We start from the raw sequence: 14,765 nt of genomic DNA, 5'->3' as shown, positions 1-14,765 counted from the left end.
TAAAAACGGACAGCAGAGAATGCCGTCCGTTATCCCCCGCCGGAGCGAGGTTTTTAACAGGTTTTTGCGGTTGGTAGCCGCAAGCACACTGTGTTACGTCAACAGTGAAACTATACGATCAATTAATCCTGCGCGCAAATTATGCACACACTACGAGCAGTTTGAGTATGAAACAGGATGCAAATTTCGTCCAGAAATCACTGTATATATTTACAGTATGAATTTATAATGATCTTGCCGACCACGGTGTATGAGGGGACCGCTATGATACGGGCGCACATAAAGTCCTGGCTGAAACGGGTGGTGCCGTCAGTGCCTTAACCCCTTGAGAGCACACTGTGTTACGCCAACAAAACGGCTGGTTACAGGCAGCGGAAAGGTACGCCAGCCGGTCGTGCTCCTTGCCAAAGGAGAAACGTATGGGCGAAATGGATATGGTTATCCTTATCCTGAAACTCATAGTTGCCTTGCTGCAACTGCTTGAAGCTGTCCTGAAATTACTGCGGTAATTCAGGTTCAAGTCGTACCTAAGAGGGGCGGGCAACCGCCCCTCTTTAATAAACGCAGGCTGTCTTCGTCACCGCACAGAATAGTCGCTCCGACCAATGCTTTCATGGTACGTTTTTACGCCGCCCACTGACACTGCATACTCATGACTGTTACTGTTTTTTGTATTCTGCTGTTTGCCGCACTTCTACATGCGAGCTGGAACGCGATTGTTAAAGCGGGCAGCGACAAACTCTATTCCGCCATCTGCGTCAGCGGCTCTGCGGCTTTAATCGCCCTGGTCATGCTGCCCTTCTCACCGCAGCCGTCGCTTGCCAGCGTGCCTTATCTCGCCGTTTCCTGCCTGCTACAGGTTGTCTATACGGTGCTGGTCGCTAAAACGTATCAAGTTTCCGATATGAGTCAGACCTACCCGTTGATGCGCGGTACCGCGCCACTTCTGGTGGCCCTGATCAGCGTACTGTTCCTCGGGGATACATTATCCACCTTTGCCTGGCTCGGTATCGCGGTCATTTGTCTGTCCATTCTTGGCATGGCTTGTAACGGGCGACACAGCTCAACGCGTGGGATCTGGCTTGCGCTGCTGAACTCCTGTTTTATCGCCGGGTACACGCTGGTGGACGGCACAGGTGTACGCCTTGCGGGTAGCGCGTTCGGTTACACCCTCTGGACCTTTTTCATGAACGGTTTTTGCCTGTTGGCCTGGGCGATGATCGCTCGCCGCCGTGAAGTCTCTCACTATCTGGTGAATAACTGGAAAAAAGGGCTGCCTGGCGGCATTGGTACCATGGGCTCGTACGGCCTGGCGCTATGGGCGATGACACAGGCACCGCTGGCGGTGGTCGCCGCACTGCGTGAAACCTCCATTCTCTTTGGCGCGCTGCTCGCCTTTTTAATGCTCAAAGAAAAGGTTGCCGGATTACGCATCGTTGCCGCCTGTGGCATCGCTGCGGGGGCTATTTTGCTGCGCCTGTCCTGATCACGCTGGCAACAAATGTTGCCGATGGTTGTTTACAAATCCTGCCTGGCGGCGGTCACTCTTTCTGACCCCGCATCTTGTTGTGTCACATTACTGTGGTAGATTCCTCTCGCATTTTACGGTTATGGCAGCACAATATTCTTTATTTATCTATTTTTAAAACGTATTCAGCGAAATGAAAAGACAGCGTAATGTCAGTTTACTCTTGATGCTGGTCCTGTTGGTGGCCGTGGGGCAGATGGCGCAAACCATTTATATTCCCGCGATTGCCGGTATGGCGCAGGATCTCAGTGCCCGTGAAGGGGCGGTGCAGAATGTCATGGCCGCCTATCTGCTCACCTATGGCGTATCACAACTCTTTTACGGCCCGTTAGCCGACCGTTTTGGCCGCCGTCCGGCGATCCTCTGCGGCTTAACAGTGTTTATGCTGGCAACACTGGTCGCTGTCACGACCCACAGCCTGACCGTGCTGATAGTCGCCAGCGCCTTTCAGGGCATGGGGACCGGCGTCGGCGGCGTCATGGCACGTACCCTGCCGCGCGATCTCTATTCCGGCACCGAATTACGCCACGCTAACAGTTTGCTGAATATGGGCATTCTGGTAAGCCCGCTGCTTGCGCCGTTGATTGGCGGCTTGCTGACTACCCTCTGGGGCTGGCGCGCCTGTTTTGCTTTCCTGCTGGTGCTCTGTGCTGGCGTCACATACAGCATGGCGCGCTGGATGCCGGAAACGCGCCCGACTGGTACCGTAAAAATGGGCCTGATTGCCCGTTATAAAACCCTGTTGGGTAACGGCATGTTTAACTGCTATTTGCTGATGCTAATTGGCGGGCTGGCGGGTATCGCGGTGTTTGAGGCCTGCTCAGGCGTGCTGATGGGCGCTACGCTTGGGCTTTCGAGTATGGCGGTCAGTATCCTGTTTATTCTGCCCATTCCGGCCGCCTTTTTCGGTGCCTGGTTCGCCGGGCGGCAAAACGCGCGCTTCTCCACACTGATGTGGCAGGCGGTCGCCAGTTGTCTGCTGGCAGGCGTAATGATGTGGATCCCCGGCTGGTTTGGCGTGATGACGGTCTGGACGCTGCTGGTTCCCGCCGCACTGTTCTTCTTCGGGGCGGGCATGCTCTTTCCACTGGCGACCAGTGGCGCAATGGAGCCGTTCCCCTTTCTGGCGGGCACGGCGGGGGCGCTGGTGGGCGGCATGCAAAATATGGGATCAGGCGCCCTTGCGTGGTTTTCCGCTCAACTTCCCCAGACCAGCCAGTTTAGCCTTGGGATGCTGATGACGCTGGCAGGGCTTTTGATTGTGCTGAGCTGGCTGCCGCTGGCGCTGCGCCAGAAGCGCCATGAACATGAACAGGCGGCTTCCCTTCCCGGCGATCCGGCTTCGCATCAGCCTTCTCACAGTCCGGTGAAATAATCGCTTTCAGCAACGGTTCGGTTGTCGGACGCCACGCCCCCTCTTCGCCATCATAAAATTGCGTGTCCGCATTGAGGGCGAAGGGGATCTGCGCCTTATTCAGTTCGCAGGCCATAAACGCGGCGAACGCCAGTTGCGATTCACCTGGCGAGCTTTTAATGGTTTCCCCCACCGACCAGCCGCCAACCCAGGTTGCGTGACCGGTTTTTTGCTGCCAGTGCACCGCGGTGTTAATGCGTGCTCTGATTGCCGCTTTCTCAGCCGCCGTACCCGATGTCCACGGGTACTTGCCATTATTTTTCAGTGGCCCCCACGGGAAGATATGCCACTCTGCCAGCAGGTAGTTCTGGCTACGCCCTGGCAATTTCAACGACATTAAATCCTCAGGCGCGGCCCGCAGACGCGGCGCAATAAAAATCATGCGCTGCGGATCGATGTCGTGGATGGTCTTGATGATATTTTCATACGCACGGTTAAGCGCAGAGAGATCGTGATTGAGCTTATCCGAAGGCTCATAAATCAGGTCGAAACCCAGCATTGGATGTTCGGTGCCAAAGTAGTTCGCCATCGTTGACCACCAGGCGACCAGTTGGGCTTCGTTTTTTGCGACCGGCTCAGCCTTAAAGGTATCTGCCTGGTAGGAGATTATCGGGATCACACCGTATTTTTCGCAGGCCTCCACCAGCTTACGCAGGTGAATGAGGCGGGCTTCGGTTAACGGATCGGCCACCCGGATACGTACGTGGCGAATCCCCTCCGCATAGAAATCACGGACGATAAGCGGATCGAACTCGCGGATACCGCGCTCGGTTCGCGCCCAGTCGACATCCATCCCCACGCCCAGTTCCTGAGCGTAGCGTGTCGCCGTAAGCGGCGTATCAGCAGCAAACGCAGGCATGCCCGCCAGAAGAAGAGCAATCGCTAACAGTGGTTTTAACACAATTGACCTTGCCAAAATCGGTGGTGATTACATGTATTTAGCATGATTTATCGCCGAATACGTAGCGTATAAACGTAATAAATTCGCAGTTATGCGACAGAATATGAAGATTATGCCCGGATATACCGTCGTAAACGTTGTCGATGCTGGCGCTTATAAAAAAAATCGACCACTGTAGAGCATACACCTTTCGTTTATTGTGCAGAAATTAACATGAATCCTGACCAAATACAGACACTCATCGCGACGTTCCCACAGTTACAAGCCTTGATAGATTTGCAGGAAACGACCTGGTTTAACCCGGCCACGACCTCTCTTGAGCAGGGGCTGCCTTATGTCGGCCTCACGCAGGCGGACGTTGAGGACACCCATGCACGTCTCAGCCGTTTCGCGCCCTATCTGGCAAAGGCCTTCCCTGAAACGGCAGCTTCTGGCGGCATCATTGAATCTGAACTGGTTGCCATTCCGTCGATGCAAAAGCGGCTGGAAAAAGTATATGGACAGCGTATCAGTGGTGAAATGCTGCTGAAAAAAGACAGCCATCTGCCGGTCTCGGGCTCCATCAAAGCCCGTGGCGGCATTTATGAAGTGCTGGCCCATGCGGAAAAACTGGCGCTCGAAGCCGGTTTGCTGAGCATCGACGATGACTACAGCGTGCTGCTCTCCCCTGAATTCAAACAGTTCTTTAGCCAGTACAGCATTGCCGTCGGCTCGACCGGTAACCTGGGGCTGTCGATTGGCATTATGAGCGCCCGTATCGGCTTTAAGGTCACGGTACATATGTCTGCCGACGCCCGAGCCTGGAAAAAAGCCAAACTACGCAGCCACGGCGTAATTGTCGTCGAATATGAGGAAGATTACGGCGTGGCGGTGGAGCAGGGGCGCAAGGCAGCACAGTCCGACCCAAACTGTTTCTTTATTGATGATGAAAACTCGCGCACGCTTTTTCTGGGCTATGCAGTTGCCGGGCAGCGTCTGAAAACGCAGCTTAAAGAGCAAGGCCGGGTGGTGGATGCCGAAAACCCGCTGTTTGTCTATCTGCCGTGCGGTGTGGGCGGCGGTCCTGGCGGTGTGGCCTTCGGCCTGAAACTGGCGTTCGGTGATAACGTGCACTGCTTTTTTGCTGAGCCGACCCATTCCCCCTGCATGCTGCTGGGGGTGTATACCGGGCTGCACGATGCTATTTCCGTTCAGGATTTAGGTATTGATAATGTCACTGCGGCAGACGGCCTGGCGGTAGGCAGAGCGTCCGGGTTTGTGGGCCGCGCCATGCAACGTCTGCTGGATGGCTTTTATACGCTCGACGATCAAACGATGTATGACCTGCTCGGTATGCTGGCGCAGGAAGAAAATATCCGCCTTGAGCCCTCCGCACTGGCAGGAATGGCGGGGCCACAGCGCGTTTGCGCGAGCGCGGAATATCACAGTTTACAGGGGCTTACGGCGCAACAGTTAGACAACGCCACCCACATCGTCTGGGCGACCGGAGGGGGCATGGTGCCAGAAGAAGAGATGACGCAGTATCTGGCAAAAGCCCGGCAGCTCTGACGCTTACAGAGAACTCAGGATATGGCGGATATGCGTTAGCCCGAACAGCAGCGAAAGAGAGAGCACAGCCAGCGCAATCAGCAACTTATCGCGGATCGCGCCAGGCTTTGCGAAATCGCTGCTTTCTACATCCATCAGGGTGCGTTTGCGCGTATAACGCCACAGCATACCGCCGACCAACAGCAGCACCACCAGCGAGATCCAGAAGGTGATCCCCGAGTGCTGCCAGTTGTGCTTCACCGCAAAGGCAAGCAGGGCAATATAGCCAAAAAAGGTACGCAGCCAGGCAAGCGAAGTGCGCTCCGGCTGTAGCCCTGGATCTGCCGCGCGGCGCGCCTTGCGGTTATCCGCCATACAGCACCAGTCCCATCACCACGGTAGCCACCGTCAACAGAACGGCGCTTATCACCAGCAGGCTTCGCGTATAGGGCAGGTCTTCTTTCAGGCGCATCGCTTTTTCATTGCGTAGCCAGCGCATATAGCCGTAAACCGCCAGCGCGCCAGCAAACAGACAGAGCAGCAGCGCCAGCACCTGACGAATCAGCGGCGTGGCAAACTCCGGCGCCAGTTGATCAAGCCCGACCCCTGCAGCCAGAAAGCCCAGTGCGGTGCGTATCCACGCCAGGAAAGTGCGCTCATTGGCCAGTGAGAAGCGGTAATCCGGCGCTTCACCGAGGTGGGAAATTTTCATGAAGGCTCCTTGTCATGCTCAGGCTGGCATCAGCATAGCGTAAATCGACAAGGACAAAAAACCGGCATCAGGTGATGCCGGTCGGGAAGATTAGTGTAGTTCTGGCCAATACTCTTTATTGGCTTCAATCAGGTCATCCAGAATCGCTTTCGCAACCGAGGCGCTCGGTACGGTTTTGGACAGCGTGATCGCCTGCCATAATTTCTGATACGAGCGCTGTTCCCAGGCATCCACCACCAGTTTTTCCACCGCCACTTGCTGACTCATCAACCCTTTCTGGAAGTGTGGGATATCCCCCACGGTGAGTGGCTCTGGGCCGTTATGACCGACCAGGCAGGGGATTTCCACCATCGCGTCAGCATCAAAGTTATGAATTGCGCCGTTATTCGGCACAATCAACAACATGCGCTCCTGGGTATTGAACGCAATCGCGGTCGCCAGATCGACGATATACGACGCATGTTCATCGATTTCCAGCTCCCCGGCGGAGGATTTACCGGCTTCAATAATCGCCCGGCAAGCGCTGAAAACATGCTTCTCACGATGATCCATTACTTCATTGGCACGGGTGCGTTCTGGATTGGAGTGCGCCACCACGTAATCCGGAAAGAGATAATATTTCAGGTAAGTGTTTGGCATGGTATCAGGATCGAGCGCCTGCACGTCTTTTGCTTTAGCAAAGGTATCATTCCAACTGGCTTCTGTATGGGCGTTGTCAGATGGCGGCACATAACCGTTTTTCGCCACATATTCCCGCAACTTTGGCATCAAATCATTACCGTTTAGATCTTCAATCGACGTCCACCAGCCAAAGTGATTCAGACCATAGTAACGCACACGCATCTCTTTGCGGTTTTTCAGTCCGACAATCTGAGCCATACGTCCTTCAATGCCGATCGGCATATCACAAATGTTGAGAATTTTGGCGTTCGGGCGCAGACGGCGAGTCGCTTCCGCGACAATAGCCGCCGGGTTGGAGTAGTTCAGCATCCAAGCATTCGGAGAATACTGCTCCATATAGTCCACCAGTTCCAGCACACCGCCGATAGAGCGCATACCGTAGGAAATTCCACCCGGTCCGCAGGTTTCCTGGCCCAGCACGCCATGGCGCAGCGGGATTTTCTCGTCTTTTTCGCGCATCGGGTATTTACCCACGCGGATATGCGCCATCACAAAATCGACATCGGTAAAGGCCGCTTTCGGATCGGTGGTGTAACTAAAGGCAATCTCCGGCGCCTGTTCTTTGAGGATGATTTTGCACGCCTCCGCGATGGTCTCCTGACGTGCGCCATCGTTGTCATAGAATTTCAGAGCGCGCAGCGGGAAGCGATCACGGTTAGCTAATAACATCAGGACAATACCGGGAGTAAAAGTACTACCGCCGCCTGCAATGACAACTGAGAATTTTTTCATGATACAGCCTCCGTCATGGTGGTTTGTTCGTTCGTTAAAGGGGTTTTCATCAGCGATTCAAGCTGGTCGCGCACCTGGGGAACATGCAGACCGACAATCACCTGAATGCCGTTGCCGCGTCGCACCACACCGTGTGCGCCCAGGGCTTTAAAGACTTCATCGCTTTGGGTTTGCGCCATATCAACCAGCGCGATGCGTAAGCGGGTGGCGCAGTTGTTGATGCTTTCGATGTTTGCCGCGCCGCCAAGAGCCTGTAAGAATCCGGCGGCTTGACCGATCTGTTGGCTGGCTGCGGCCGGTGCGGTGGTTTGCCCGCGCGCCGCTTTATAATCAGCCTTGCTGTAGAGTTTGATTTCGCTCTCTTCCCGACCAGGGGTTTTGAGGTTCAGTCGTTCAATCAGCGTTTTGAAAACCACGAAATAGAGACCGGTAAAGCAGACGCCAATACCAATCTGGGTGAAGACCATCGAGGCGTGGTTGTGGAACATCGGAATCCAGTTCTGGGGCAGGAACTGGTCAAGAAGTCCGCCGCCCATATTGCCCACAACGCCAAAAACATACATCGTTGTCGCCATTGATGCCGCCAGCACGGCATGAATGGCAAACAGCAGCGGCGAGATAAACAGGAAAGTGAATTCAAGTGGTTCAGTAATGCCCACCAGCACGGCGGTAAGCGTTGCCGGAATCAGCAGGCCCGCGACCTTAACGCGGTTTTCCGCTGACGCCGTATACCAGATTGCCAGCGCAATCCCGACTGAGCCGAACACCTTTGAGTTGCCGTGCAGCGCAAATCCCCCTTCCGGGAACAGCGTTTTCAGCGGCAAGGTGCTCTGGCTGAATTCTTGCAGGTGCTGCGCCCAGTAGACCTGGATACCGCCTTCTACCGCCGCCGGGCCAAAGATGAACGGACCGTAGACAAAGTGGTGTAATCCGGTGGGGATCAAAATACGTTCCAGGAAGGTGTAAACCCACACGCCCAACGCGCCAGCGGAGCGTAAGAAAGCCTGCAGGGATTCGATGCCCATCTGTACTTTTGGCCAGCCCATCAGGGTGAGCCAGGCGCAGGGGATCATCACGAAAAACGCGAGGATAACGACAAACGAGGTGCCCTGGAAAATCCCCAGGAAAACCGGAAGCGGCTTATCGAAAAAGCGGTTGTGAATAGCGGTAACGATGCCTGAAATGATAATAGCCCCGATGATGCTGGTATCGAGCGTTTTGATACCCGCGATCATCGCCAGCCCGCTTCCGGCTACGGGTTCTGCAGAGAAGTTAACGCCAAAGAAATGCCCCCAGGTCATCCCCATCGCGTTGATGAAGTAATTCCAGGTCAGGAAACTAATCAACACTGCGAGACAGGCTCTGCCCTGCGCCTGTTTCGCCAGGCCAATCGGTAAACCGACGGCAAAAATCAGCGGCATATTGCGAAATACTGCCCAGCCGCCCTCTTCAATGATGTGAACAATTTGAGCGAACAGATTATCCGGGGCGGTTAAGGCCTCGCCGACAAACAGCGGGTTGCTAAGCATGATAGCGATTCCCACCACGATCCCGGCAAACGGAAACAGTAATACCGGGGTAAACATGGCACCGCCAAAACGTTGTATTTGACTGAGCATTTTTAAATCCTCACGTAACAACCTGTAGGGAGTAGAGGCCTTTATGGTTTTTTGCTGGCCTGGAGTGAGCATAAAAATTTATTCATACGCGAACATGGCGTGCCGCTGCGATTCGTGATCACATTCATGGTTTTAATTTGACCTCTCAGGTCTACTTTCGCTTGTAAATATGGACGTGTCATAACCGCATCCCCGGCCTGATAAGGGCAGAGAGGTCTACTGGTGATCTATAAATCCATCGCCGACAGGTTACGGCTGCGGCTGAATTCGTCGGACTACAATATCGGCAGCCCGCTTCCGGGAGAAAAAGCGCTGGCGCAAGAATTTGGCGTGGCGCGAATGACAATTCGCAAGGCGTTAGATCTGCTGGTGGGCTGGGGGCTGGTTGAACGCCGCCATGGCAGCGGGACATTTGTTGCACGCAAGGATGTGCACCATGAAACCACCAATCTGACCGGGCTGGTGGAGGTACTGCGCCAGCAGGGTAAAGAAGTACAGAGTAAGGTTCTGCAGTTCGAGGTGATGCCCGCGCCACCAGCCATTGCCAGCCTGCTACGGATTCAGGTGGATGAGCGGATCTACTTTTCACGCCGGATGCGTTACGTGGAAGGGAAACCCCTGATGCTGGAGGATAGCTTTATGCCCGTGAAGCTGTTTCGCAATCTGTCACTGGCGCATCTCGAGGGGTCGAAATTTGATTACATTGAGAAGGAGTGTGGGATAACCATCAGCGGTAATTATGAGAGTCTGACTCCCGTGCTGGCAGATAAATCGTTGGGAGGATATCTGAATGTTCCGGAACAGACGCCGCTGCTGAGAATCACTTCCCTTTCCTACAGTGACAGCGGCGAGTTCCTGAATTATTCCGTTATGTTCCGTAATACTCGTGATTACCAGGTGGACTACCATCTGCGGCGTATCCACCCGGAAAAGTGCTAACTGACGCCCCAGAACAGTACGGCCAGCAATTGCGGCGTGATGATACGTAAGAACATCACCAGTGGATAAACCGTGGCATACGAGAGCGCGGCGGCCCCGCTGGTGGCATGCAGGCCGTTGGCAAAAGCCAGCGCCGGGGGATCGGTCATCGAACCGGCCAGCATGCCGCACAGGGTCAGATAGTTCATCTTCGCAAACAACCTCGCCAGAATCCCGACGGTCAGCAAGGGAATAGCGGTAATAAAAATCCCGTAGCACATCCAGTTAAACCCATCGCCGTGGGTCAGCGTCGCGATAAAATCACCACCGGATTTCAGTCCAACCACCGCGAGAAACAGCACGATACCCAGCTCACGCAGAGCAAGGTTGGCACTGGGCGGCATGAACCAGTAGAGCTTACCCACACTGCCGATACGCCCAAGGATCAGCGCCATGATAAGCGGCCCGCCCGCGAGCCCCAGTTTTAATGCCACCGGGAAGCCGGGAACAAAGACGGGAATCGACCCCAACAACACCCCCAATCCAATGCCGATAAAGACAGGCAGCATCTGGACTTGCTGGAGTTTATGCTGCGCGTTCCCCACCTCAGAAGCCACCGCATCAATTGCCGCCTGACGCCCGACAAGGTTGAGAATGTCACCGAATTGCAGGCTGGAATCACTGCTGGCTACCAGTTCGACCCCGGCGCGGTTAAGACGGGAAATCACCACGTCATAGCGCTCTTTGAAATGCAGATCGCGAATGCGTTTCCCAAGGACTTTTTCGTTGGTGACGACCACACGCTCAACGCGCAGGTCGGTCCCCCGCGTTGAGAGCGAGGTGTCCACCTCCTGGCCCATCACCAGTTGCGCGCTATGCAGGTCTTTCGGCAGACCAACCAGGTGCAACAGGTCGCCAACCTGAATAATGGTGCCCGGCGAAGGTACCATCAGCAATTCATCGCGTTTCAGGCGCGAACAGATGATTTTATCGCTGTTCAGCATCGGCACATCCTGAATCGCCATATTGTTCAGGTTGGGGTTTTCCACGCGAATATTGATGGTCTTGATCAACGAGTTACCCGAGCTAACGCCCGCATCATGCAGTTGCGCTTCCTGCTCAACGTTGATGCGAAAACCGACGCGAATCAGCCACATGGTCAGTAAAATGCCGCAGATGCCAAACGGGTAGGCCATCGCATAGCTCATCCCCATCTGATCGAGAACGTTAGACGGTGTTCCCAGGTCATGCAGGATCTGCTGCCCGGCCCCAAGAGCCGGGGTGTTGGTGACCGCACCAGAGAAAATGCCCAGAATGACTGGCAGCGGAATATTGAAGAGTTTGTGCAAAATAGCGGTGACCAGGCCGCCAAGTATCACAATCAGAATGGCAAACAGGTTCAGGCGTAGCCCGGAAACGCGCAGCGAGGCAAAAAAGCCAGGCCCGACCTGAATACCGATGGTATAGACGAAGAGGATAAGGCCGAACTCCTGCACGAAATGCAGCATCGGGCTGCTCAGGGTAATCCCTGCCTGATCAACAAAATGGCCGACAATAATACCGCCGAAAAGCACGCCACCGATCCCAAAACCCACGCCGCGTATTTTTACATTGCCGATCCACAAACCGACGACCGCGACCAGCGCCAGCATGCTTACGGTTAACGCTATATCACTCATGATGGCTCCCTGTGAATAACATTGTAATTATCAAGGATTCTCTCAGAGCTATAGCAGGATGTATGGGCTTTGGCGCACAAAAAAGCCCCGCCGAAACGGCAGCAAAGTAAACGCAAAACGGCCACCCTGAGGTGACCGTTTTGGTGTTTCCACCCTCTCGATGTGAAAGAGCGCAGGCGCCCGGTTTGGGCACCTGCCATAACAGGTATTAGCTGTTTAGCGCAGGACGTTCGCTAATGGCGATCCGCTGTGGCGCAATGGCTTCCGGCACGTTACGGGTCAGATCAATATGGAGTAAGCCGTTAGCGAAGGTCGCGCCAGAGACTTCCATATTTTCTGCCAGTGTAAAGCTCAGGGTAAAAGGTTGGATAACCAGCCCCTGGTGCAACCATTTAGGCTCATTGGCCGGTTTTTCCGGCGAACCTTTGATCACTAACCGGGTACCTTCCAGTTGAATATCCAGCTCTTGCTGGTTGAATCCGGCCAGAGCCAGCGTAATGCGGTAATGGTTGTCATCGCCCTTTTCAATGTTATAGGGCGGGAATGTCTGTTGCTCAGTGGTGCTTTGCAGCGCGTTAGCCAGTTTGTCAAAACCGATCCACTGACGCAGCAGCGGGGATAAATCGTAGTTACGCATGATATTTCTCCTTCTAAGAAGCGAGTAAGTTCCTGCAAGCCGATGGCTCGCATATGCTCCCTGACGGCAAGCATTCAGTTCAGGTAATTAGTTAATCTCAATGCGACGCGGTTTCTTTGCTTCCGGAATCACGCGTTCAAGATCAACGTACAGCAGGCCATTCACCAGATTTGCGCCTTTAACATAAATGTTTTCGGCAAGCTGGAATTTGCGCTCGAAGTTACGTTCGGCGATGCCCTGGTAGAGGTAGGTACGTTCTTTCTGTTCGGTCGCGTGCGCGCCTTTCACGATAAGCAGGTTGTCCTGCGCGGTGATGTCCAGTTCGCTTTCCGCGAACCCCGCTACCGCGATCGCGATGCGATAATGGTTTTCGTCAACTAATTCAACGTTGTACGGAGGATAGCCGCCGTTGCTTTGGTTTTGATTGTTTTCCAGCAGGTTGAACAGACGGTCGAAACCAATAGCTGAACGATAAAGCGGAGAAAGATCGAAGTTACGCATAAATAAAGCTCCTGAAATCAGCGAGATTGTCGTTTGCCTTCCACAATGGACAGGCTGCGGTAGCCCAACACCCTTCCGGCGTGTCTTCCGGCTACATTCTTAAAATAGGGGTGACGCTGATGTTTTCAAGGGTCTTTTTCTGACTTTTTTTTGCAGTTTCTCGCGCTTTGCATAGACTGGGATCACAGCACAAAAGGTGAAAGTGCGAATGTCGCCACAGAGCGCAGCATGGAGGCTGTTTATTTCGGCGCAGGACAGATATAACGCCAGCAGCAGTCTTCATACTGCCTATAACGATGATTAATGAATGATGAAAAATACTCTGTTTATTTCGACGCTGCTTAGTGGAATGGTGTTACTCAGTGGTTGCTCCAGCGTGATGTCGCATACCGGGGGCAAGGAAGGCCTGTATCCGGGTATGAAAGCAAGCTCCACGATGTTATCCGACGATGACACCAATATCGGTATGAAATCCCTGGTGGTTCTGGATATGCCTTTTACCGCGGTCATGGACACGATACTGCTGCCGTGGGATATGTTCCGCACCGACAGCTCCGTTAAATCTCGCGTTGAGAAAAGCGAAAAGGCCACCATGGCGACGGACAACGCGATTCCACCCGCCCCCATGGCTAAGCAGTAATTACATACCCGTTTCCGTCATCCAGATCTGGCGGAAACCCGCAATCTCTTCCATCCAGGCGATAGACCGACCGTCCGGCGAGAACACGACGGCGTCGGCAGACGGCGGATTGCCGTGATCGGTTGTCAAAAAGGTGATGTTGCCGCAAGCGGCATCGCACAGCGCGATACGATTATCCAGCACAAAGCCCAACGCCGCCCCCGAAGGATGCCAGTTAAAGGCAGACTGAATGCCCGTTTCCGTGTGGGTTAACTGCTGCGGTTCGCCCCCCTGTGGCGAGATCAGCCAAAGCTGGACAATACCCGCATCATCACGCATTAAAAATGCAATCGCAGTGCCCTGCGGGTTACTGCGCACCCAATGGCGCGGTACGTTAACCAGCCCAGGAAAGGCACGTTGATGGGTAAAGGTCAGGCGCCGTTGCAAAACCCCGGCGGGTGGAGCAGGCAGGCTTGTCGGCGTACCCTGCAGCGGTGTATCGCCTGGTTGTTTCCATCCTTGCGCCGCTTTCGGCAGATCAACGATAAACAGCTCCGGCACTTTCTCGCCTGTTAATGACAGCGTATCGCCAATAAAGGCCAGCTTATCGTTACCCACCCAACCTTCTTCATACGCACGGTTGATCTCATCGCTGCCGGGAGCAGGCGCTGGGGTGGTACGGCTTACCAACACGCACCAGTGGCTTCCCGCATACTCGCGTGGATGTGTGAGTGGGGGGTGTACCGGGCCAAAAGGTACGGCGACACCGACGTTACGCAAATCCTGCGCCGGGTCCAGCTCATGCATAACATGATCGTTATAGGTAAAACTGACGTTCTCACCGTTGGGGCTAAAGACATGCACATGGCTACCGCCGCGCAGCGCGCCCGGCGTAAAGGGGGCGGTGATGTCCATCGCGTCCAGATTGGCGGTTTTGCCGTCGGCGTGGATGACGCCGCGACGATGGTGAAAATCATAATGCCAGTCAGCATCCGGGTTTTCCGGGCCGTGGATAAAAACGTATTTCTCTTCATGAGGATGAACGGTCACTACGCCAACGTGTGCCCCCTCTTTCGCCTGATAGATAACCTCAACGGCGCCCGTATGGATATTGACGCGTTCAATGGTTTCACCGGTAAAAGACGCGCCGGAGGGGCGTACATCAAACACCAGCCACTGACTGTCCGGTGTCCAGGTGTGAATATTGGTGAGTTGATGGTTGCGCTGCGCGCGAGTGATTTGCTTCATGCGGATACCCTGATGCCCTATTTGGCATCAGGGTAGCGCAAGGCGGGGA

General features: G+C 54.4%; 13 protein-coding genes, 2 pseudogenes and 1 other annotated feature. Of the genes and pseudogenes, 6 read left to right on the top strand and 9 right to left on the bottom strand.

All coding sequences use genetic code 11. The features are described 5' to 3' along the window. The first annotated feature begins 419 nt into the window (after positions 1-419). From tisB to emrD, 3 genes are all read left to right on the top strand, one after another. Complete coding sequence (tisB, locus tag C5523_RS00140; RefSeq protein WP_064572414.1) at positions 420-509, top strand: type I toxin-antitoxin system toxin TisB; 90 nt, start codon at positions 420-422, stop codon at positions 507-509. Positions 510-652: 143 nt separating this feature from the next. Further along, entirely contained in the window at positions 653-1,486 is an 834-nt protein-coding gene (locus C5523_RS00135; RefSeq protein ID WP_039080050.1) for a DMT family transporter, read from the top strand. Between the two features lie 175 nt (positions 1,487-1,661). Further along, entirely contained in the window at positions 1,662-2,903 is a 1,242-nt protein-coding gene (gene emrD, locus C5523_RS00130) for a multidrug efflux MFS transporter EmrD (RefSeq protein ID WP_079496862.1), read from the top strand. Positions 2,904-3,117: 214 nt separating this feature from the next. Here the strand turns inward: emrD and C5523_RS00125 are convergent. Further along, positions 3,118-3,735 (bottom strand): annotated as a pseudogene (locus C5523_RS00125) (cellulase family glycosylhydrolase); the annotation flags it as partial. A 321-nt stretch (positions 3,736-4,056) separates the two neighbouring features. On the opposite strand from C5523_RS00125, the gene dsdA reads away from it, so the two are divergent. Continuing rightward, the gene (gene dsdA / locus C5523_RS00120) at positions 4,057-5,391 is read left to right on the top strand and encodes a D-serine ammonia-lyase (protein WP_108700414.1); all 1,335 of its coding nucleotides are present in this window, start codon (positions 4,057-4,059) and stop codon (positions 5,389-5,391) included. A gap of 3 nt (positions 5,392-5,394) precedes the next feature. Here dsdA and C5523_RS00115 read toward each other — a convergent pair whose 3' ends face one another. The 4 genes from C5523_RS00115 to C5523_RS00100 form a co-directional block, all read right to left on the bottom strand. Next, positions 5,395-5,745 carry a DUF202 domain-containing protein gene (locus tag C5523_RS00115; protein ID WP_039080047.1) on the bottom strand — a complete coding sequence of 117 codons (351 nt, stop codon included), beginning with the start codon at positions 5,743-5,745 and terminating at the stop codon, positions 5,395-5,397. Next, positions 5,735-6,082 (bottom strand): YidH family protein, encoded by a 348-nt coding sequence (locus C5523_RS00110; RefSeq protein WP_039080046.1) that lies wholly within the window; start codon positions 6,080-6,082, stop codon positions 5,735-5,737. The genes C5523_RS00115 and C5523_RS00110 overlap by 11 nt, the downstream gene beginning before the upstream one ends. A 90-nt stretch (positions 6,083-6,172) precedes the next feature. After that, complete coding sequence (locus C5523_RS00105; protein ID WP_039080045.1) at positions 6,173-7,495, bottom strand: 6-phospho-alpha-glucosidase; 1,323 nt, start codon at positions 7,493-7,495, stop codon at positions 6,173-6,175. After that, on the bottom strand, positions 7,492-9,114 hold the full coding sequence (locus tag C5523_RS00100) for an alpha-glucoside-specific PTS transporter subunit IIBC (RefSeq protein ID WP_071195129.1): 1,623 nt from the start codon (positions 9,112-9,114) through the stop codon (positions 7,492-7,494). The genes C5523_RS00105 and C5523_RS00100 overlap by 4 nt, the downstream gene beginning before the upstream one ends. A 222-nt stretch (positions 9,115-9,336) precedes the next feature. Between C5523_RS00100 and C5523_RS00095 the strand changes: the two are divergent. After that, positions 9,337-10,103, top strand: a pseudogene (locus tag C5523_RS00095) (GntR family transcriptional regulator). Here the strand turns inward: C5523_RS00095 and C5523_RS00090 are convergent. From C5523_RS00090 to ibpA, 3 genes are all read right to left on the bottom strand, one after another. Further along, complete coding sequence (locus tag C5523_RS00090) at positions 10,050-11,711, bottom strand: putative transporter (RefSeq protein ID WP_039080042.1); 1,662 nt, start codon at positions 11,709-11,711, stop codon at positions 10,050-10,052. The pseudogene C5523_RS00095 and the gene C5523_RS00090 sit on opposite strands and share 54 nt — an antisense overlap. A gap of 208 nt (positions 11,712-11,919) precedes the next feature. Further along, entirely contained in the window at positions 11,920-12,348 is a 429-nt protein-coding gene (gene ibpB / locus C5523_RS00085) for a small heat shock chaperone IbpB (RefSeq protein WP_039080041.1), read from the bottom strand. An 87-nt stretch (positions 12,349-12,435) separates the two neighbouring features. Beyond that, on the bottom strand, positions 12,436-12,849 hold the full coding sequence (gene ibpA, locus C5523_RS00080; RefSeq protein ID WP_039080040.1) for a small heat shock chaperone IbpA: 414 nt from the start codon (positions 12,847-12,849) through the stop codon (positions 12,436-12,438). After that, positions 12,843-12,917, bottom strand: a sequence feature (ROSE (Repression Of Heat Shock gene Expression) occurs in the 5'-region of heat shock genes and acts as an RNA thermometer to modulate expression.). Its footprint overlaps the gene before it by 7 nt. Positions 12,918-13,156: 239 nt before the next feature. On the opposite strand from ibpA, the gene C5523_RS00075 reads away from it, so the two are divergent. Continuing rightward, the gene (locus C5523_RS00075; RefSeq protein WP_107222677.1) at positions 13,157-13,489 is read left to right on the top strand and encodes a YceK/YidQ family lipoprotein; all 333 of its coding nucleotides are present in this window, start codon (positions 13,157-13,159) and stop codon (positions 13,487-13,489) included. On the opposite strand, the gene C5523_RS00070 is transcribed toward C5523_RS00075, so the two are convergent. After that, positions 13,490-14,716 (bottom strand): DUF3748 domain-containing protein, encoded by a 1,227-nt coding sequence (locus tag C5523_RS00070; protein WP_108700413.1) that lies wholly within the window; start codon positions 14,714-14,716, stop codon positions 13,490-13,492. Positions 14,717-14,765 lie beyond the last annotated feature (49 nt).

The sequence above is a fragment of the Phytobacter sp. SCO41 genome, from assembly GCF_003073275.1.
Lineage (GTDB): Bacteria > Pseudomonadota > Gammaproteobacteria > Enterobacterales > Enterobacteriaceae > Phytobacter > Phytobacter diazotrophicus.
Note: the sequence above shows the minus strand (reverse complement) of the source record. Positions and strands in the feature narration are given on the sequence as shown.